Annotated in this window: 16 protein-coding genes; 15 read left to right on the forward strand and 1 reads right to left on the reverse strand. The window is 73.6% G+C overall.

What is annotated here, in order from left to right; all coding sequences use genetic code 11:
- Nucleotides 1-42 precede the first annotated feature (42 nt).
- The 3 genes from ABZ117_RS01685 to ABZ117_RS01695 are packed head-to-tail and all read left to right on the forward strand — an operon-like array spanning nt 43 to nt 2,740.
- A complete protein-coding gene (locus tag ABZ117_RS01685; protein ID WP_356816361.1) occupies nt 43-813 on the forward strand; it encodes an ABC transporter ATP-binding protein in 771 nt (256 codons plus the stop codon).
- A 29-nt stretch (nt 814-842) separates the two neighbouring features.
- A complete protein-coding gene (locus ABZ117_RS01690; RefSeq protein ID WP_356816362.1) occupies nt 843-2,132 on the forward strand; it encodes a hypothetical protein in 1,290 nt (429 codons plus the stop codon).
- Between the two features lie 53 nt (nt 2,133-2,185).
- Nucleotides 2,186-2,740 carry a hypothetical protein gene (locus ABZ117_RS01695; RefSeq protein WP_356816363.1) on the forward strand — a complete coding sequence of 185 codons (555 nt, stop codon included), beginning with the start codon at nt 2,186-2,188 and terminating at the stop codon, nt 2,738-2,740.
- A gap of 61 nt (nt 2,741-2,801) precedes the next feature.
- Here ABZ117_RS01695 and ABZ117_RS01700 read toward each other — a convergent pair whose 3' ends face one another.
- The gene (locus ABZ117_RS01700; protein WP_356816364.1) at nt 2,802-3,338 is read right to left on the reverse strand and encodes an HNH endonuclease; all 537 of its coding nucleotides are present in this window, start codon (nt 3,336-3,338) and stop codon (nt 2,802-2,804) included.
- A 318-nt stretch (nt 3,339-3,656) separates the two neighbouring features.
- Between ABZ117_RS01700 and ABZ117_RS01705 the strand changes: the two genes are divergently transcribed.
- The 12 genes from ABZ117_RS01705 (at nt 3,657) to ABZ117_RS01760 (ending at nt 19,634) form a co-directional block, all read left to right on the forward strand.
- Entirely contained in the window at nt 3,657-4,766 is a 1,110-nt protein-coding gene (locus tag ABZ117_RS01705; protein WP_356816636.1) for a mechanosensitive ion channel family protein, read from the forward strand.
- 322 nt (nt 4,767-5,088) lie between these two features.
- Nucleotides 5,089-5,709: a Uma2 family endonuclease gene (locus ABZ117_RS01710; protein ID WP_356816365.1), complete on the forward strand. Its 621-nt coding sequence runs from the start codon at nt 5,089-5,091 to the stop codon at nt 5,707-5,709.
- Nucleotides 5,710-6,008: 299 nt separating this feature from the next.
- Nucleotides 6,009-7,220 (forward strand): ROK family transcriptional regulator, encoded by a 1,212-nt coding sequence (locus tag ABZ117_RS01715; RefSeq protein ID WP_356816366.1) that lies wholly within the window; start codon nt 6,009-6,011, stop codon nt 7,218-7,220.
- Nucleotides 7,221-7,279: 59 nt separating this feature from the next.
- Nucleotides 7,280-8,623 carry an ABC transporter substrate-binding protein gene (locus tag ABZ117_RS01720; protein ID WP_356816367.1) on the forward strand — a complete coding sequence of 448 codons (1,344 nt, stop codon included), beginning with the start codon at nt 7,280-7,282 and terminating at the stop codon, nt 8,621-8,623.
- A complete protein-coding gene (locus ABZ117_RS01725; RefSeq protein WP_356816368.1) occupies nt 8,623-9,564 on the forward strand; it encodes a sugar ABC transporter permease in 942 nt (313 codons plus the stop codon). Before ABZ117_RS01720 ends, ABZ117_RS01725 begins: the two co-directional genes overlap by 1 nt.
- A gap of 2 nt (nt 9,565-9,566) precedes the next feature.
- Complete coding sequence (locus ABZ117_RS01730; RefSeq protein WP_356816369.1) at nt 9,567-10,460, forward strand: carbohydrate ABC transporter permease; 894 nt, start codon at nt 9,567-9,569, stop codon at nt 10,458-10,460.
- Nucleotides 10,461-10,467: 7 nt separating this feature from the next.
- Nucleotides 10,468-11,733 (forward strand): 6-phospho-beta-glucosidase, encoded by a 1,266-nt coding sequence (locus ABZ117_RS01735; protein ID WP_356816370.1) that lies wholly within the window; start codon nt 10,468-10,470, stop codon nt 11,731-11,733.
- Nucleotides 11,724-12,716, forward strand: coding sequence for a BadF/BadG/BcrA/BcrD ATPase family protein (locus tag ABZ117_RS01740; RefSeq protein WP_356816371.1), 993 nt, complete (start codon nt 11,724-11,726; stop codon nt 12,714-12,716). The genes ABZ117_RS01735 and ABZ117_RS01740 overlap by 10 nt, the downstream gene beginning before the upstream one ends.
- A gap of 421 nt (nt 12,717-13,137) precedes the next feature.
- A complete protein-coding gene (locus ABZ117_RS01745) occupies nt 13,138-14,481 on the forward strand; it encodes a hypothetical protein (protein WP_356816372.1) in 1,344 nt (447 codons plus the stop codon).
- A gap of 14 nt (nt 14,482-14,495) precedes the next feature.
- Nucleotides 14,496-15,521 (forward strand): glutamate ABC transporter substrate-binding protein, encoded by a 1,026-nt coding sequence (locus tag ABZ117_RS01750; protein WP_356816373.1) that lies wholly within the window; start codon nt 14,496-14,498, stop codon nt 15,519-15,521.
- Between the two features lie 40 nt (nt 15,522-15,561).
- Nucleotides 15,562-16,842, forward strand: coding sequence for a hypothetical protein (locus ABZ117_RS01755; protein WP_356816374.1), 1,281 nt, complete (start codon nt 15,562-15,564; stop codon nt 16,840-16,842).
- Nucleotides 16,839-19,634, forward strand: coding sequence for a tetratricopeptide repeat protein (locus ABZ117_RS01760; RefSeq protein ID WP_356816375.1), 2,796 nt, complete (start codon nt 16,839-16,841; stop codon nt 19,632-19,634). The genes ABZ117_RS01755 and ABZ117_RS01760 overlap by 4 nt, the downstream gene beginning before the upstream one ends.
- Nucleotide 19,635 lies beyond the last annotated feature (1 nt).

The raw sequence follows: 19,635 nt of genomic DNA on the forward strand, positions 1-19,635 counted from the left end.
CTCCCCTCTTGTTCCTGTCTTGTTCCTGATCCTGGAGAGACTGTGAGTTCGCTACGTGTGACCGGCCTGCGGGTCCGGCACCGCAAGACCCTGGCCCTCGACTCGCTCGACCTGACGCTCGGCACCGGTGTGCACGGGCTGCTCGGGCCGAACGGGGCGGGGAAGACGTCGCTGATCCGGGTGCTGGCCACGGTGGCGCGGCCGGACGCCGGGCGGGTGGAGCTGCTCGGTGAGGACGTCGCCGGCCGGCGCGGCCGGACCGGGGTGCGGCGCCGGCTCGGCTATCTGCCGCAGGAGTTCGGCTACTACCCGGGCTTCACCGTGCGGGAGTTCGTGGCGTACATGGCCTGGCTGAAGGAGGTGCCGGCCGCGCGGGTGCCGGCGGCCGTGGAGCGGGCCGTGGCCCGGGTGGGCCTCGGGCACCGTGCCGACGTACGGATCCGGACGCTGTCGGGCGGCATGGTCCGCCGGGTCGGGATCGCGCAGGCCATCGTGAACGACCCCGCGCTGCTCCTGCTGGACGAACCGACCGCCGGTCTTGACCCGGAGCAGCGGGTGGAGTTCCGGGAGCTGCTGCGCGAGCTGGGGGCCACGGCGACCGTGGTGGTCTCCACTCACCTGGTGGAGGATGTGGCCGCCGCCTGCACGGGGGTCACCCTGCTGGACGGGGGCCGGATCGCCTACCGCGGTACGCCCCGTGCGCTCAGCCTGCTCGGTGAGGCGTCCGGCGGGCCGGGCGACCACCCGATCGAGCGCGGGTACACGGCGGCGCTGCGGGCGCACCGTACGCCGGGTGCCCGGGGGGCGGTGTGAGGACGCCGGTCATCGCCCGGGAGGCGCGCGTGCGGGCGCCGCGTCCGCTGCGGACCGAGGGGGTGCGCGGGTTCGCGCCGTGGGCCGGGGCCGCGGTGCTGCTGACGTGCGGGGCGATGCTGTCCGGGACGGCGGACCGCTGGCAGGGCGGCTGGTCGGAGACGGCCGTCGAGGCGCACACCGCGCTGCTGATCACGGTTCCGCTGGCCGCGGCGGCGGGCTGCTGGCAGGGCGGCAGGGAGCGGCGGCACCGTACCGAGGAGCTGTGGACGACGACCGTACGCACGCCGCTGGCCCGTCTGCTGCTCGCCGCGCTGCCCGTCGCGTTCTGGGCGGTCGCCGGCTATCTGGTCACGGTGGCCGTGGCGCTCCTCGCCACCTGGCCGTATGCGCGGGGTGACCGGCCGCACCTGGCGCTGCTGCCGGGGGACGCGGCCGCCGTCGCGGCGGGCGCGCTGGCCGGGCACGTGGTGGGGCGTGCCGTGCCTACGCGGCTGGCGGCTCCGCTGCTGGCGATGGCCGGGTACGTGGGGCTGGGCGTCCTGGCGGCCGACGGCCCGGCGGCCGGCCGCGCGCTGAGTCCCGCCGCCCTGGCCGGGGTCGGGGAGCTGCCGGTGTGGTGGCAGCCGTGGGCGATGGCGGTGTGGACGGGCGGCCTGGCCTGCGCCGCCGCGCTGGCATACGCGGCCCGGCGCCGGGCGGTGGCGCTGCTGCCGCTGGCGGCCGCGCTGGCCGCGGGCACGCTGCTCGCGCAGAGCGGGGACGGCCTGTGGCACCCCGATCCGCTGACCCGGCGCCAGGTGTGCGACACCTCCCGCACTCCGGCGGTGTGTGTGAACGCCCGGTACGCCGGGATGCTGCCGCAGGTCAGCGATGCCCTGTCGGGGGTCACGGGCAAGCTGGCGGGCGTGCGGAACCTGCCGGTGCGCTGGGCGGACCGCGGAGGCGCCCCGCGCGCCGGCGAGGTGGCGCTGCCGGCGGTCACGCCGCTCGGCCGGTCGGCCGTACGGGGGCGGCTGACCGATCCGGAGCAGTACGCGTGGGAGGCGGCCGGCGCGCTGGCGCTGCGCGGCGACTGTCCGCAGGAGCAGCTGTCCGGCCGGGTGCAGACGGCGGACGACGCGGTGGAGCACTATCTCGCGCCGAGCCCGGTGCGGGACCGCCTCGACGGGTCCGAGCCCCACGACGCCTGGCTGCGCGGGGCCCGCGCCGCGCGGGCCAGGCTGGCCGGGATGGACGAGCACGAGCGCCGCGCGTGGCTGTCGGCGTACTTCGCGGCCCGGGCGGCCTGCCGTACGAAGGGGATTCCCGCACTGTGACGACATTCCGCGGGCCTCTGCTCCACGTCCGTTCCCGGGCGTTGCCCCCGGCCTTGGCCGCGCTCGCCGCCACGGCCGCGTTCGCGGTGTGGGCGGCCGGCCGGCTGGACGCCTACCTCGACCCCGACCGCCGGGTGCCGGTCGTCGCCCTGGCGCCGCTGCTGGCGTCGGCGGTGATCGGGACGAGCCTGTACAGCGCCTCGGACGAACTGGACCGCACCGCCGTACGGCCGTGGTGGCCGCGCCGGCTGACGCATCTGGCGGCGCTGACCGGGCTGGCCGCACTGCTGCTGGTGCCGGCCGTGCTCGGCCACACGGGGACCTTCGGGCCGCCGGCGGTGCTGCGCAACACCCTGGGCTGTACGGGGATCACCGCGGCGGCGGCCGTCCTGCTGGGCGCCCGTGCGAGCTGGCTGCCCGCGTTCGGCTACGTCACCGCGGTGTACCTGGGCGCCCACGGCGTCCACGGCCGCGCGGCCACGGTGTGGGCGTGGCCGGTGCAGCCGGGTGCGCAGCCGGGCGCGTGGGCGGCGGCGCTGACGGCGTTCGCGCTGGGCGCGGCCGGGTACGCCGTGCGGGGCGCCCGCCCCGAGGGGCCCCGCGGCTGAACACGGCGGGACGGCGCCGGCCCGCCGCGTTCCCGCCGGCGCGCGGCGGCCCGCTGCCCGTCTACGCGGAGATGCCGTCGATCCGGGCCAGCGCGTCGTCCGCGCCGTACGGCTGCAAGTAGGGGAGCCAGCGCGGATCCCGGTGCCCGGTGCCGATGATGCGCCAGGCCAGGCCCGAGGGCGGGGCGGGCTTGTGGCGCAGCCGCCAGCCCAGCTCGACCAGGTGGCGGTCGGCCTTGACGTGGTTGCAGCGGCGGCAGGAGGCCACCACGTTGTCCCAGACGTGCTTGCCCCCGCGGCTGCGCGGGATGACGTGGTCGACGCTGGTTGCGATGCCACCGCAGTACATGCACCGGCCCCCGTCGCGCGCGAAGAGCGCTCGCCGGGTCAGCGGGACGGGCCCCCGGTAGGGAACCCGCACGAACCGCTTGAGCCGGACCACGCTGGGAGCGGGAAGTGTGACGGTCGCGCTGTGCAGATAGGCGCCGGATTCCTCGAGGGAGACGGCCTTGTTCTCCAGGACGAGGACGAGCGCGCGGCGTAGCGGTACGACGCCGAGCGGCTCGTACGACGCGTTGAGGACCAGGACATGCGGCACGGGTGCCTCCTTGGGCGTCGGCGGCGCGTGGCTTGCGCCGGGACGAACTGAGGTCAGTCTCCCTTGACGCCCGGCGGAAGCGCCACCATGTGCCGGTAACGGGCTGGGAGTGTTTTCGACCACATCTGATGCATCCCCCGGAGCACCACCCGTTCAAGCCCGCGTGAGCCGTGTCTCTCCTGCGGGCCTCCTGTGCGGAACGGCCGGAGGCACACACGATGCCCCATTAGTGTGGTGGTCCTGTCCGCCCGGTGACCTTTTCGTGACCTTGACCGCCCGCCGGTGCGGACCGCGCAGCACCTGGAGGTACCTGCCGTGTTGTCCCTGCCCATCGCCCTGATGGCCGCCGGCGCGTCCCCGTCACCGTCTCCGTCCCCCTCGCAGTCGACGGCGCCGGCCGTGCCGTCCCTCCAGGACGCCCAGGACAGCGCGACGAACGCGGCGAGCTGGGTCGAGCAGAACTGGTCGACATGGCTCGCGATGGGTCTCCAGATCCTGCTGATCGTGATCGTGGCGGTCTCGCTCAGAGCGGTGGTGCGGCGGTCGATCACCAAGCTGATCGACCGGATGAACCGGACCGTGCAGGCCGTGGACGGCAGCGCGCTGGGCGGGCTGCTGGTCAACGCCGAGCGGCGGCGGCAGCGGGCGGCGGCGATCGGCTCGGTGCTGCGGTCGGTGGCCAGCTTCTTGATCCTCGGCACGGCCGCGCTGATGGTGCTGGGCACGTTCAAGATCAACCTGGCGCCGCTGCTGGCGTCCGCCGGTGTCGCGGGTGTGGCCATCGGTTTCGGCGCCCGGAACCTGGTCACGGACTTCCTCTCCGGTGTTTTCATGATCCTGGAGGACCAGTACGGCGTCGGTGACGTGATCGACGCGGGTGTGGCCACCGGTGAGGTGATCGAGGTCGGGCTGCGCGTGACCAAGCTGCGCGGTGACGGCGGCGAGATCTGGTACGTCCGCAACGGCGAGGTCAAGCGGATCGGCAACCTCTCCCAGGGCTGGGCGACGGCCGGCGTCGACGTGACCGTGCGGGCCAGCGAGGAACTGGACCGGGTCCGCGCCACGCTCGACGAGGTCGCCGAGAAGATGAGCAAGGAAGAGCCCTGGAACGAGCTGCTGTGGGGCCCGGTCGAGGTACTCGGCCTGGACTCCGTGCTGATCGACTCCATGGTGGTCCGTGTCTCGGCGAAGACCATGCCGGGCAAGTCGGTGACGGTCGAACGGGAGCTGCGCTGGCGGATCAAGCGGGCGTTCGACGCGGCGAGCATCCGCATCGTGGGCGGCGCGACGGCCCTGGAGGACGCGGAGAACACCCCCGACCCGGCGACCGCCGTCGCGGCCCCGTCGGCGTACGCCAACGCGGACTCCCCGCAGGTGGATGCGACGGCCCCGATCGCGGCACAGCGTCCGGCACCGCCGGCGAAGTAGCGGAACGGTTCAGCACGCTCGTTCGAGTGAACGGATGGCGCATTCTGCCGCGCAACGCACCCCGGATGCCCCATCGTTCTGCCGGGGCCCCAGCGCGGGCTCAGGGCCTGTCTTCCGGATCCTGCCGGCGTCGCGGGGCCTGGCACGCACATCTGCGGCGTTGTCGTCGCTCGCCGACGCTCCGCGTCGACTCCCTCCTCCGCCTTGCAGCTGCACGCACCAGGCCCCCGCTCGGGTCGGCCAGGAGGCGCAGTCGGCTGAAACCGGCCTGATCCGGAAGAAAGGCCCTAGCCTGGCACCAGTGCAGCAAGGAGAACCAGCGATGAGCGCCGAACCGATCATGGAGCCGGTGATGACGCAGGTGGACCCCATCGACCTGTTGAGCGCGATCGAAGAGGCAACCTCGATGCCGATTCGACCCGAGTACATCGAGGGGACGGCCATCGTGCCGCCGCAACCGAACGACGATCACAACGACGGCGCATTCGAGCTGAGTTTCCAGTTCCGTGCGGCTGGGTTCCGCCTCGTGGGCATGGGTAATGGCTACCGCGCGTCACACGAAGACGGCAAGACCATGGCCCTGATCGTGCCGGACTTCTACGTCCGCCGCCGCAGGCCGACCGAGCTCGACGAGTCGTACCGCAAAGCCCACAAGGGCTGGTACCCCATCGACATGCTCGCCCTCGTCGGGGAGGTCACCTCCACCAACCACGAGACGGACACCGGCCCCAAGCTGCGCACCTACGCCGCCGCCGGCGTCCCCGTCTACGTTCTCGTCGACCGTCACTCCAGGACGGCCCACTGCTGCACGGAACCGGTCCTCCCCGGCGACGACCCCACCGAGGCGTACTACGGCACCGACACCAAGGTCGACCTCGGTGAACCCCTGCCGCTCCCGGCGCCGTACCCCACCCTGGACAGGGCCCCGTTCGTCACCGGCTGAGCGGGCCGCAGGCCGGCCGGTAGCCTCGCGGACCCAGGCGCCCCCGCCCGGAGCGGTCAGGTCGCCGGTGCCGTGCGAGAGCCCCTTGCGCCACCCGCACCGCGCACGCCCCCGAGGTAACGACTCCGTTGCCTCGGGGGCGTTGTCTATTGACGCCCCCTTCGTCCTGGGCTTACGTTCCTCCCATCCGAATAGGAAACTTTCCTAACAGTGATCTCCCGGCGGCCGTCGATCAAGACTGGACGCCGTCCCCCGGTCACTGAAAAGCTGGGCGGCTGGAAAGGCAGGTGTCGACCCGCATGGCAGGAACCGCCGGTACGCCGGGCACCCCGCGCGTCCTGCGCGCCATGAACGACCGTGCCGCCCTGGACCTGCTGCTGGAGCACGGGCCGCTGTCGCGCACCCGGATCGGCAAGCTCACCGGCCTGTCCAAGCCCACCGCCTCCCAGCTGCTGGCCCGCCTGGAGGCGGCCGGCCTGGTCCGGCTCACCGGGACCAGCGAGGGCCGGCCGGGCCCCAACGCCCAGCTGTACGCGATCGACCCGGCCGCCGCGTACGCCGCCGGGCTCGACGTCACCCCGCACCGCATCCGGGCCGCCGTCGCCGACATCACCGGCCGCACGGTCGGCGAGTACCGGCTGCCCACCCCCGGCCGGCGGCCCGCCCGACCCGTCGTCCAGCAGGTCACCGACGCGCTGGACGGTGCCGTCAAGGCCGCCGGGCTCGCCCGGTCCGACGTGCACCGGCTGGTCATCGGCACCCCCGGCGCCTTCGACCCGGGCACCGGCCGCCTGCGCTACGCCTCCCACCTGCCCGGCTGGCACTCCCCCAGCCTCCTCGACGAACTCGCGGCGGCACTGCCGATGCCGGTCGAGTACGAGAACGACGTCAACCTCGCCGCCATCGCCGAGCAACGCCTCGGCGCGGCCCGCGGCCACGCGGACTTCGTGCTGCTGTGGAACCAGGAGGGACTCGGCGCCGCCCTGGTCCTCGGCGGCCGGCTGCACCGCGGCTGGACCGGCGGCGCCGGCGAGGTCGGCTTCCTGCCGGTGCCGGGCGCCCCCCTCGTCCGGCAGGTCACGAAGGCCAACAGCGGCGGCTACCAGGAGCTGGCCGGCTCCCAGGCCGTACCGGTGCTGGCCCGCGAACTCGGCATCGAGGACGTGCCGCCGGGGCCGTACGCCGAGGCCGCCACCGCGCTCGTCGCCCGCGCCGCCGACCACGCCGGCGGCCCCCACCGGGAACTGCTGCGGACCTACGCGACCCGGCTGGCCACCGGTCTCGCCTCCCTCGTCTCCGTCCTCGACCCCGAACTCGTCGTCCTCAGCGGCTCCGCCCTGACGGCCGGCGGCGAGGTGCTGCGCGCCCTCGTCCAGGCCGAACTGGAGGAGCTGGCCGCGGCCCGCCCCCGGCTGGTCGTCGGTGACGTCCGCGAACACCCCGTCCTGCGCGGCGCGCTGGAGTCCGCGCTCGCCGCCACCCGCGACGAGGTCTTCGACACCTCGCACTGAGCCCGCCGCACCCCGGTAGCACTCCCCGTCCCGCCCACCCGCCCCTGGGAGACCTCGCCATGCCCGACGTCATACCCTCAGCTGTCCGAAAGACGGCTTTTGCCCTGACCGCGTCGCTGGCCCTGCTCACCACCGCCTGTACCGGCCGGTCCGGTACGGGCGCCACGGACGACGCCTCGAAGAACACGACGATCAACTTCTGGCACGCCTGGAGCGCGCCGAACGAGGTGAAGGCCGTCCGGTCGCTGATCGCCGGCTTCGAGAAGGCGCACCCCAACATCCACGTGAACGTCGTCGGCAACATGACCGACGACAAGATCAACCAGGCGCTGCGCTCCGGCGGCGGCAACGCCCCGGACGTGATCTCCTCGTTCACCACCAACAACGTGGGCAGGTTCTGCTCCTCCGGTGCCCTGGTGAACCTGGACCCGTTCTTCGAGAAGTCCCGGATCGACCCGGGCACGACGTTCCCGAAGCCGATGAACGAGTACACGAGCTTCGAGGGCAACCGCTGCACGGTCCCGCTGCTCGGCGACGCGTACGGGCTGTACTACAACAAGACGGCCTTCCGGAAGGCGGGCATCACGGCACCGCCCCGCACCTGGTCGCAGTTCACGGCCGACGCCAAGAAGCTGACGGTCCGCCAGGGCGACGGCTACCGGCAGCTCGGGTTCATGCCGGACTACCACGGTTGGGAGTCCACCACCGAGCACTACCTCGCCCAGTTCTCCCCGACCTACTTCGACCGGAACGGCAAGTCCCGGGTCGCCGAGGACCCCGCGTTCCAGCGGGGGTTCACGCTCCAGAAGAAGCTCGTCGACGAACTCGGCGGGTTCCGCAGGCTGGAGCGGTTCCGGTCCACCCTCGGTGACGAGTGGGGCGCCCGGCACCCCTTCCACACCGGCCAGGTCGCCATGCAGCTCGACGGCGAGTGGCGGCTCGGCATGGCGGAGGAGGCCAAGCCCGGCTTCGAGATCGGCGTGGCCCCGCTGCCCGTGCCGGACGACCGGGCCGGCGAGTACGGCAAGGGCTACATCACCGGCACCGTCGCGGGCATCGCCGCCACCAGCCACAAGCAGAACGCGGCCTGGGAGCTGGTGAAGTACATGACCACGGACACGGACGCGGTGGTCGGCTTCGCCAACGCCATCCACAACGTGCCCTCCACGCTGGCCGCGCTGAAGTCCCCGAAGCTGAAGTACGACCCGCGTTTCAGGACGTTCCTGGACATCGCCGCGAACCCGCACTCCACCACCACGCCCGCCTCCCTCAACGGCGGGGTGTACCTGGTGACGATCCAGCAGTTCGGCTACGACTACGAGAGCGGCAAGGTCACCGATCTGAAGGCCGGGCTGCGGAGGACGGCCGCGCAGATCGACACGGACATCGCGCAGGCCCGGTGATGAGCACCGTCACCCTCGCCTCCAGGCGCCGGCGTTCGGCCCTGCGCACGCTCGCCTTCATGTCGCCCTGGCTCATCGGCTTCGCGGTCTTCTTCGCCTACCCGCTGCTCTCCACCGTCTACTTCTCCTTCATGCACTACGACGGCTTCCAGCCGCCGCGGTGGACCGGCGGGAAGAACTGGACGTACGTCTTCGCGCACTACCCGCTGTTCTGGCCCGCCCTGCGCAACACGCTGTGGCTGGTCGCGGTCATGGTGAGCCTCCGGGTGCTCTTCGGACTCGGCGTCGGCCTGCTCATCACGAAGATCAAGACCGGTACTGGCGTCTTCCGCACCCTGTTCTACCTGCCCTACCTGGCCCCGCCGGTCGCGGCGACCATGGCCTTCGCGTTCCTCCTCAACCCCGGCACGGGCCCCGTCGACTCCCTCCTGGAGAAGACCGGCATCCCGGCCCCGGGCTGGTTCAGCGACCCCGCCTGGTCCAAGCCCGCGCTGACCCTGCTCGCCCTGTGGGGCATCGGCGACCTGATGGTCATCTTCATGGCCGCGCTGCTGGACGTGCCCACCGAGCAGTACGAGGCGGCCGAGCTGGACGGCGCCTCGGCGTGGCAGCGGTTCCGGTACGTGACCCTGCCGAACATCTCGCCGATCGTGATGTTCGCCGTCGTCACCGGCGTGATCCAGGCCATGCAGTACTACACCCAGCCGCTGGTCGCCGGGAAGGTCGCCTCCGGCGTGATCCAGGGCGCGGGCACCCAGTTCGAGCCCGGCTACCCCGACAAGTCCACCCTCACCCTCCCCCAGCTCGTCTACAACCTCGGCTTCCAGCGCTTCGACTACGGCTCGGCCTGCGCGGTGGCGCTGGTGCTGTTCGCCCTGTCGATGGCGTTCACCGCGCTGCTGATGCGGCGCCGGGGCGGCCTGATCCAGGCAGGTGACTGACCATGACCCACGTACTGGACCAGCCCGTGCGGCCGGCGCCGTCCGTCTCCGCGGCCGGGCGCGCCGCCCGCCGCAGGGCGCTGCTGGAGTGGGTCGCGGTCCACTCCCTCGGCGTCGCCGCCGCCCTGTTCTTCACCCTGCCGTTCGTGTTCGTGGTGCTGACCTCGCTGATGAGCGACAGCCAGGCACTGAGCCGCGACCTGATCCCGCACACCTGGGAGTGGGGCAACTACCGGAAGGTCTTCGACACCCCCGGCTTCCTCACCTGGTGGCGCAACACGCTGGTCTACGCCGGCCTAGGCACCGTCCTGACCGTGGTGTCCTCGGTGCCGGTGGCGTACGCGCTCGCCAAGTTCCGCTTCCGCGGCCGCAACCTGTCACTCATGCTGGTGATCTCGATGATGATGCTGCCCCCGCAGGTGGTCGTCATCCCGATGTACCTGTTCTGGGCGAAGCAGCTGGACCTGTCCGGCACGCTGTGGCCGCTGATCGTCCCGATGGCGTTCGGGGACGCGTTCTCCGTCTTCCTGCTGCGCCAGTTCCTGATGACCATCCCGAACGAGTACCTGGACGCGGCGAAGGTCGACGGCTGCGGCGACCTGCGCACCCTCGTCCGGGTGGTCCTGCCCATGGCCAGGCCGGGCATCGCCGCCGTGGCCCTCTTCCAGTTCTTCTACGCCTGGAACGACTACTTCGGCCCGCAGATCTACGCGTCGGAGAACCCCGGCGCCTGGACCCTGTCCTACGGCCTGGAGTCCTTCAAGGGCGCCCACCACACCGACTGGAACCTCACCATGGCGGCGACCGTGCTCGTCATGGCCCCCGTGATCCTCGTGTTCTTCTTCGCCCAGAAGGCATTCGTCGAGGGCGTCACCCTCACCGGAGTAAAGGGTTGATCTGGCTGTGAAACTCACCGTGGTCGGCGGCGGCTCGACCTACACGCCCGAACTCGTCGACGGCTTCGCCCGCCTGCGCGACACCCTGCCGCTGGAGGAACTCGTCCTCGTGGATCCGGCGGCGGACCGGCTGGAGCTGGTCGGCGGCCTGGCCCGGCGCATCTTCGCCAAGCAGGGCCACCCCGGCCGTGTCGTGACGACGTCCGACCTGGAGGCGGGGATCGACGGCGCCGACGCGGTCCTGCTGCAACTGCGCGTCGGCGGCCAGGCGGCCCGGCAGCAGGACGAGACCTGGCCGCTGGAGTGCGGCTGCGTCGGCCAGGAGACGACCGGCGCCGGCGGCCTGGCGAAGGCCCTGCGCACCGTCCCCGTCGTGCTCGACATCGCCGAACGGGTCCGCCGCGCCAACCCGCGTGCCTGGATCGTCGACTTCACCAACCCGGTCGGCATCGTCACCCGCGCCCTGCTCCGGGAGGGCCACCGGGCGGTCGGCCTGTGCAACGTGGCGATCGGCTTGCAGCGCAAGTTCGCCGCGCTGCTGGGCGTGGCCCCGGCGGAACTCCACCTCGGCCACGTCGGCCTGAACCACCTCACGTGGGAGACCGGCGTACGGCTGGGCGGCCCCGAGGGCGACGACGTCCTGCCCGGGCTGCTGGCGGAGCACGGTGAGGCGATCGCCGCCGACCTCCGCCTCCCCCGCGCCCTCCTGGACCGCCTCGGCGTCGTCCCGTCGTACTACCTGCGCTACTACTACGCGCACGACGAGGTCGTCCGGGAACTCGGCACCAAGCCCTCCCGGGCCGCCGAAGTGGCCGCCATGGAGGCCGAACTGCTGACGATGTACGGCGACCCGGCCCTGGACGAGAAGCCGGCCCTGCTGGCCGAGCGCGGCGGCGCCTACTACTCGGAGGCCGCCGTGGACCTGGCCGCGGCCCTGCTCGGCGGTGGCGGCAGCCCCTACCAGGTGGTGAACACCCTCAACCGGGGCACGCTGCCCTTCCTCCCCGACGACGCGGTGATCGAGGTCCAGGCGGCGGTCGGCCCGGCGGGGCCGGTCCCGCTCCCGGTCCCCGCCCTGGACCCGCTGTTCTCGGGCCTGGTCGCCAACGTGACGGCGTACGAGGACCTGGCCCTGGACGCGGCGCTGCGCGGCGGCCGGGACCGCGTCTTCCGCGCGTTGCTGGCGCATCCCCTGATCGCCCAGTACGCGTACGCCGAGACCCTCACCGACCGTCTCATCGCACACAACCGGGAGCATCTGGCGTGGGCCTGACCGCAGCCGAACCGCCGACGGTCCTCGCCGTCGACGCGGGCAACAGCAAGACCGACGTGGCCGTGGTCACCGCCGCCGGCGAGGTCCTGGCCACGGCCCGCGGCGGCGGCTTCCGCCCGCCCGCCGTGGGGGTGACCGCGGCGCTGGACGCGCTGGCGGAGCCGGTGACCCGGGCGTTCGCGGACGCCGGGGTGACCTCCGTGACCCATGTGTCGGCCTGTCTGGCCAACGCCGACCTCCCGGTGGAGGAGGAGCGCCTGGCGGCAGCGCTGCGCGCACGGGCGTGGGGCACGTCGGTGGAGGTCCGCAACGACACCTTCGCCGTGCTGCGCGCGGGCGTCGCCGAGCCCCGTGGCGTGGCGGTGGTGTGCGGCGCGGGCATCAACTGCGTGGGCATGCGCCCCGACGGCCGCACCGCCCGCTTCCCGGCGATCGGCCGTATCTCCGGCGACTGGGGCGGCGGCTGGGGTCTGGCCGAGGAGGCGCTGTGGCACGCGGCCCGGGCGGAGGACGGACGCGGCGAGCCGACGGCCCTGTCCCGCACCCTGCCCGCGCACTTCGGCCTGCCGACCATGTACGCCCTCATCGAGGCCCTGCACCTGGAGCACGTCGCGCACGACCGCCGCCACGAGCTGACCCCGGTCCTCTTCGCCACGGCCGCGGCCGGCGACCCGGTGGCCGGCGCGCTCGTCACCCGGCTCGCCGAGGAGGTCACGGTGATGGCCACGGTCGCCCTGACCCGCCTCGACCTGCTCGCCGAGGAGACCCCGGTCGTGCTGGGCGGCAGCGTCCTGACGGCCGGCCACGCCCGGCTCGACGACGGGATCCGCGCGCTGCTGGCCGCCCGCGCCCCCAAGGCCACCGTCCGCGTGGTCACGGCCGGCCCGGTCCTGGGCGCGGCCCTGCTGGGCCTGGACCGGCTCGGGGCCGGAGCCGAGGCCGGGGACCGGGCACGCGGGCACTGGGAGCGCGCGACCCGGTGACCGCTCCCCCGGGGTGCCGGCCGCATCCCGGGGGAACCGATCCCCCCTCACCGTCGTGTTCCTCACCGGGGGGTGGTGCGCCCGGCGGCACACGCCCCCGGGCACACTGCGATCCGATCAAGATCCCGTGAAGGCCGGTGCGGTTGCCGGTGCCGGCGGAGATACTGGGCGGCGAACGGATGACCACGGGGGAGGTCGAGTGACACAACCGCCGAAGAGCAGCGCGGTGCCACCGCCGGCCCGGCCGTCCGTACCCGCCGGCGCGTCCGGCCTCCGTGGTGCCCCTGGTCCGCACGGTCTCCCCGGCACACCCGGCGCCCCGGGCGCCTTCGGTGTCCCCGGTCTTTCCGGCACACCCGGCACCCCCGGCGCTCCCGCCGCCCCCGGCATCCCCGCCCGGGCCGGCCGCCCCGGGGAGCCCGTGGCCGTCGTCCCGCCGGTGCCGCCCACCCGGCGCACCGCGTTCGCCGAGGGGGCCGAGCGGCTGCGCGCCGCCGCGACGACCGAGCCGGGACGGCTGCGCGTGATCGGCGCCGTACTGGCCCTGCTGGTCCTCGCGTTCGGGGCGGTCGCGGCCTGGCAGACCAGTGCCCGGTCCGCCGCCGCCGACGACGTGCTGCACCGCAGCCAGCCGCTCAGCGCGGGCGCGGCCGGGATCTACCGGTCGCTGGCGGACGCCAACACGGCCGCCTCCACCGGCTACCTGGCGGGCGGGCAGGAGACCCCGGACTCCCGGGACCGGTACGAGAAGGACATCAGGACCGCCGCGACCGGACTCGTCACGGCCGCCGCCAACGCCGAACCCGGCTCGGCCTCCGAGGCGACCATCGCCCGGCTGAACCGGCTGCTGCCGGAGTACAAGGGCCTGGTCGAGCGGGCCCGTACGTACAACCGGCAGGGCTACCCGGTGGGCGGCGCCTATCTGCGCTACGCCAACGAGAAGATGCAGAAGCAGATGCTCCCGGCGGCGGAGGACCTCTACTCGACGGAGAACCGGCGGCTCACCGGCGACTACGGGGACGCGACACCGTACCCGTGGGCGGCGATCGCCCTCGGTGTGCTCGCCCTCGCCGCGCTCGGCCGGGCCCAGCACCGCATGTACCGGCGCACCCACCGCGTCCTCAACCACGGTCTGGTCGCCGCCACCGCCGCGACCACCGTCGCCCTGCTGTGGCTGGTCGTCGGGCACGCGTTCGCCCGGTCGGGACTCGACGGCTCCTACGAGCACGGCATCCGGTCGCTCAACGTCCTGCACGACGCCCGGATCGCGTCCCTGAAGGCACGCGGCAACGAGAACCTGAGCCTGGTGTCGCGCGGCGCCGAGACCGTCACGGTCGGCGGCACGTCCTACGACGCCTACTACCACGACTTCGACAAGGACATGGCCGTGCTCGGCAAGGGACTGACCGAGGCCGCGAGGCTCGCCGACGACCAGGAGGGCACCGCCCCGGTCGAGGCGGCCGAGACCGACATGGCGGTGTGGAAGCAGCGCCACGCCGCGGCGCGGGCCGAGGACGAGAACGGCAACTACCAGCAGGCGCTCGACAAGGTGATCGGCGCGAAGGGCGCGACCGGCCAGTGCTTCGACGGCGTGGACCGCAGCCTCGTCCGCGCCATCGGCCACGAGCAGGCCGAGTTCCGTCAGGCGGCCGGGGACGGCCGCGACGCCATGACCGGGCTGCCGGCCGGCGCGGCCGCGCTCGCGGTGCTGGGCGCGGCCGGTGCCGTCGCCGGTGTCGGGCGCCGGCTCTCGGAGTACCGGTGACAGGGGGCAGGGCGATGGACACGAGCCGTGCACGGGCCTCGCTGCGGGGCTGGGGCGGGGTCGCCGCGATGGCGGTGCTGTGCGCGCTGGCGCTGGCGTTCGCCCTGCTGCTGCCGTGCATCCAGACGCCGGTGCCCGAGCGGGCCGCCCGGCGGACCGTCACCGCCACCCAGGCCCGCGCCGACGGCTGCGCGGACGCGGACGCCCACCGGCGCACGCTCGCCCCGTCCGGCGCCGACGGGCCGGTGATCGACGCCATCAAGGCCCGTACGGGCGCCCGGCGCAAGCTGATCGTCGGCGTCGACCAGAACAGCTACCGCTGGGGCTACCGCAACCCCAGCACCGAGGGCGCGGAGCTGGAGGGCTTCGACATCGACCTCGTCCACCGGATCGCCCAGGACATCCTCGGCGACCCGGAAGCGGTGCAGTTCAAGGCCATCCCGACCAGCCAGCGCATCCCCGCCATCGAGAACGGGCGGGTGGACATGGTCGTACGGACCATGACGATCACCTGCGACCGGCTCGCCCACGTCGCCTTCTCCGCGCCCTACTTCAAGACGGGGCAACAGGTCCTCGCCCCCAAGTCCTCGCCGATCACCGGCTACGACGGCTCGCTGGCCCACAAGAAGGTCTGCACGTCGGCCGGTTCGACCGCGCACACCAAGCTGGACGCCGACCGCAAGGACGGCCGGCTGCCCGCCTCCACCGACATCTCCACCACCGTCCCCAGCCAGCTCGACTGCCTGGTCCGCCTCCAACTCGGCGAGGTGGACGCGGTGGTGACCGACGGCGCGCTCGCCGCGAGCCAGGCGGCACAGGACCCGACCGTCGCACTGAAGGGTGAGGCGTTCACCGAGGAGTACTACGGCGTGGCGATGCGGAGGGACGCCACCGACCTGGTACGCCGGGTCAACCGCGTCCTGGTGGACTACCGCGCGAACGGCTGGCAGGCGTCGTACGACAAGTGGCTGTCGGCGACACTGGGTAAGGATCCGGCCGCGTCGAAACCGCCCGTGCCGCAGTACCTGCACGGCGGTTGAGCCGCACCCGACCGGAAACACAGCGAGCGAGAGGTGATCGATGGGCGTCACGGACCCCGCCGGGCCGGTGATGGACCGGGACGAGGTGGACCGTGCGCTGGCGCGGCTCGGCCAGGAGCACGAGGCGATCGAGACCTCGCTGCTGGCCCTCCAGGACCACGCGGGCCGCAGACTCCTCGAAGGGGCCGCACTGACCGGTGTCACCGAGGAGCGCTGGCAGGCCACGGAAGCGCGGATCACCGCGTTGTGGGCGTGCTTCGACGCGTACACGTCCGCGCTGCGCGGCGCCCGGCAGATCCGCGCCCGGCGCCGCTGGTCCAGCCGTGAGGACCTGGCGCAGCTGACCGGGCTGCTGCGCGGCGAGTGTGTGACCGTCCCCGACAGCGGCACCGGCAGGCTGAGCGAGACGTTCACGCTGTCGGCGCTGGTGGACCGGATGAACGAGCTGTACGCGACGAGCCTGGACGTGATCGTCGCCGCCGACGCGGTGTGGTCGGCGCTGCCCGCGCGGATCGATCTGCTCGCCGAGGAGCTCCAGCGCACCCGGCAGCTCGCGCACTCCGTGGGCGTGCGCCCCGGCGAACACCCGGCCGGCGACGACCTGGAACGGATCACGCGCACGCTGACCCGGCTGCGCGAGGACGTCGTCTCGGACCCGCTCGCCTTCTGGGTGCCGGCCGCGGGCAGTTCCGCGCCCGGCGGCGGCCGTCCGGACACGACGGTGTACGACCGTGAGGCGCGCGCCCTGGAGGACGTACGACGGGAGATCGACGCGGTGCTGACGGTCCGCCAGGACGCGGAGGCCCGGCTGATCCGGCTGCGGGACGTCCTCTCGCGCGCGGACCGCACCCTCGCCGAGGCCCGTGCCGCGCGCGGCGAGGTGCTGGCGAAGATCGCCGCGACCGAGGTGCCGGTGGTCAGCGGGCCCCCGACCGCGCTCCACGAGCAGCTGAGCACCGCGGCCGAGTACCGCAGGCAGGCCCGCTGGCACCGGCTCTCCCCGCTGCTGGAGGACCTGGAGCGCAAGGCGGAGGACGAACTGCTGCGCGCCCGCGAGTCGCTGACCGCGGTCACCGCGCCGCTCGCGGTCCGCGCCGAGCTGCGCGGCCGGCTCGACGCCTACCGGGCCAAGGTCGCCCGGCACGGATTCGCTCAGGACCCGCTGCTGGTCGAGCGGTACGACGCGGCCCGGCGCATGCTGTGGAGCGCGCCCTGCGACCTGCGCGTCGCCGAACAGGCCGTCCTGCGCTACCAGCGGGCGGCGGCCGAGACACTGGGCAGCGCGAGCGCGCCGCAGGACGGCAGGGGGGACCAGTCATGAGTCAGCCGGGGCAGACCTGCCAGCGGCCGGGCTGCGGCGGAGCGTACGAGGACGTCGGCGGCGGCGAACTGTACTGCGACACCTGCGGTCTCGCGCCGGTCGTCTCCGCGACCGGATCGGTCGGCTCGCCGCCCACCGGGGTCACCAGGGGCTCCGCGCAGAGCGGCAGTTCCCGCAGCGCGCGTACGTCGTCCCAGTCGTCGAGGTCCCGGCGCTCGGTGTCCGGGCGGCTCTCCCGGTCGCTGTCCGGCGCGTCCGCCGGCCGTTCGGTGTCGGTGCGCAGCTCCGGCGCGTCGTCCGGTCCGTCCACGCGCGGGCGGCTGGGCGCGGGGCTGGTCGCCGTGCCGCAGGTACCGCGGCCGGACCCGCGCGCCATGGTGCTGGACCACCCTCAGGTGCCTGAGCGCAAGCGGTTCTGCTCCCGCTCGGACTGCGGGGCGCCGGTGGGCCGGGCCCGGGGCGAGCGGCCGGGCCGCACGGAGGGCTTCTGCACCAAGTGCGGGCACCCGTACTCCTTCGTGCCCAAGCTGCGGACCGGGGACATCGTGCACGGCCAGTACGAGGTCGCCGGCTGCCTCGCGCACGGCGGACTCGGCTGGGTCTACCTCGCCGTGGACCGGGCCGTCTCCGACCGCTGGGTGGTGCTCAAGGGCCTGCTGGACACCGGCGACCAGGACGCGATGGCCGCGGCGATCTCCGAACGGCGGTTCCTCGCGGAGATCGAGCACGCCAACATCGTGCGGATCTACAACTTCGTCGAGCACCTGGACCAGCGCACCGGCTCCCTCGACGGCTACATCGTCATGGAGTACGTCGGCGGCAAGTCCCTCAAGGAGATCGCCAACGCCCGCCGCACCGCCGACGGCCGGCGCGACCCGCTGCCGGTGGAGCAGGCGTGCGCGTACGGCATCGAGGCGCTGGAGGCGCTCGGCCACCTGCACAGCCGCAACCTGCTGTACTGCGACTTCAAGGTCGACAACGCCATCCAGACCGAGGACCAGCTCAAGCTGATCGACATGGGCGCGGTGCGCAGGATGGACGACGACGAGTCGGCCATCTACGGCACGGTCGGCTACCAGGCACCGGAGGTCGCCGAGACCGGCCCGTCGGTGGCCAGCGACCTGTACACGGTGGGCCGTACGCTCGCCGTGCTGGCGTTCGACTTCCAGGGCTACACGAACGTCTACGCCGACCGTCTGCCCGACCCCGACAGCATCGAGGTCTTCCACCGGTACGAGTCCTTCTACCGGCTCCTGGTCCGCGCCACCGACCCCGACCCGGCCCGCCGGTTCGCCTCCGCCCAGGAGATGGCCGACCAGCTGACGGGCGTGCTGCGGGAGGTCGTGTCGCTCCAGACCGGACACGCCCGTCCCGCGCTGTCGACGCTGTTCGGGCCCGAGCTGAAGGTCACGGACACGGAGTTGTTCCCACGGCTGCACGGGGAGGTGTCCCGGCTGGGGGCACGCGCGGTACGCGGCCGGAAGCGGGGCGGGGGCGCGGCGGTAGCGACCGCGGTGACTCCGGGTGCGGCTCCGGCAGCGGGAGCTCGGGTGCCTCCGACTCCGGCGGTGGCGGCCGCGGTTCCGGCTCCGGCGGTGGCGGCTTCGGGGACTTCGGCCTCGGCTCCGGGGAGTTCGGCGTCGGCTCCGGCGGTGGCGGCTTCGGCTCCGGCCGTGGCGGCTTCGGGGACTTCGGCCTCGGCTCCGGCGAGTTCGGCACCGGGTCCGGCGGTGGTGGCTCCGGTTCCGGCGGCGCCGGGCGCGGCCGTCTCGGCTGCCGCGGTGGCGGCTCCCGGGATGCCGGCTCCCGGGGCGCAGGCCGCGGGCGTGCCCGTTCCGGTCCCGGCGGCCCTGGTCAGGCCCGTCGACACCCCCGCCGCCGCCCTGGCCCTGCCGGTCCCGCTGGTCGACCCCACCGACCCCGACGCCGGTTTCCTGGCGGGCCTCATGGCCTCCGCGCCGGCCGAGCTGATCGGTGCCCTGGCCGCGGCGCCCACCCGGTCCGTCGCGACCCGGCTGCGGCAGATCCGCGCCCGGCTGGAGAGCGGCGACCACCGGGCCGCGCTGGCCGGCCTGGCCGATCTGGACGAGGAACGGCCCGACGACTGGCGGGTGGTCTGGTACCGGGGCGTCACCGCTCTGGCCACCGGCGACTTCGAGGGCGCCGCCCTCGCCTTCGACGCGATCTACGACGCCTTCCCCGGCGAGGCCGCGCCCAAGCTGGCGCTCGGCCTGTGCGCCGAGGTGCTGGGCCAGCCGGACAACGCGGCCGAGTACTACCGCCTGGTGTGGACGACCGACCCGAGCTACGTGAGCGCCGCGTTCGGCCTGGCCCGGGTGCGGCTCGCGGCCGGGGACCGGCGCGGCGCCGTGACGACGCTGGAGTCGGTGCCGGAGTCGTCCATCCACTACACGGCCGCCCGGGTCGCCGCCGTCCGGGCCCGTCTGAGACAGCGCACGGCGAGCGCCGGCGACGTACCGTTCCTGGACGACCTGACGGCCGCCGCCGGGCAGATCGAGGCGCTCCAGGTGTACGGTCTGGACCCGGCCCGGCGCGAGCAGTTGACGGCGGAGGTGCTCGGCTGCGCCCTGGACTGGATACTCTCCGGAGGCCAGGACACCGGCCCCGCCGCCGGCGGCCGGGTGCTGCTGGGCAGCGGTCTGGACGAGCGGGGCCTGCGCTTCGGCCTGGAGCGCGCCTACCGCACGCTGGCCCGGCTGGCGCCCGGCGGCGACGAAAGGATCGAGCTGGTGGAACGGGCCAACCGTTACCGCCCCCGGACGTGGGTGTAGT

Source organism: Streptomyces sp. NPDC006309 (assembly GCF_040613095.1).
Lineage (GTDB): Bacteria > Actinomycetota > Actinomycetes > Streptomycetales > Streptomycetaceae > Streptomyces.

Coding starts and splice junctions, on each gene's coding strand:
- ABZ117_RS01710 (WP_356816365.1), top strand. CDS start 5,089: ATGAGCGCCGAACCGATCATGGAGCCGGTGATGACGCAGGTGGACCCC.
- ABZ117_RS01715 (WP_356816366.1), top strand. CDS start 6,009: ATGGCAGGAACCGCCGGTACGCCGGGCACCCCGCGCGTCCTGCGCGCC.
- ABZ117_RS01720 (WP_356816367.1), top strand. CDS start 7,280: ATGCCCGACGTCATACCCTCAGCTGTCCGAAAGACGGCTTTTGCCCTG.
- ABZ117_RS01725 (WP_356816368.1), top strand. CDS start 8,623: ATGAGCACCGTCACCCTCGCCTCCAGGCGCCGGCGTTCGGCCCTGCGC.
- ABZ117_RS01730 (WP_356816369.1), top strand. CDS start 9,567: ATGACCCACGTACTGGACCAGCCCGTGCGGCCGGCGCCGTCCGTCTCC.
- ABZ117_RS01750 (WP_356816373.1), top strand. CDS start 14,496: ATGGACACGAGCCGTGCACGGGCCTCGCTGCGGGGCTGGGGCGGGGTC.
- ABZ117_RS01755 (WP_356816374.1), top strand. CDS start 15,562: ATGGGCGTCACGGACCCCGCCGGGCCGGTGATGGACCGGGACGAGGTG.
- ABZ117_RS01760 (WP_356816375.1), top strand. CDS start 16,839: ATGAGTCAGCCGGGGCAGACCTGCCAGCGGCCGGGCTGCGGCGGAGCG.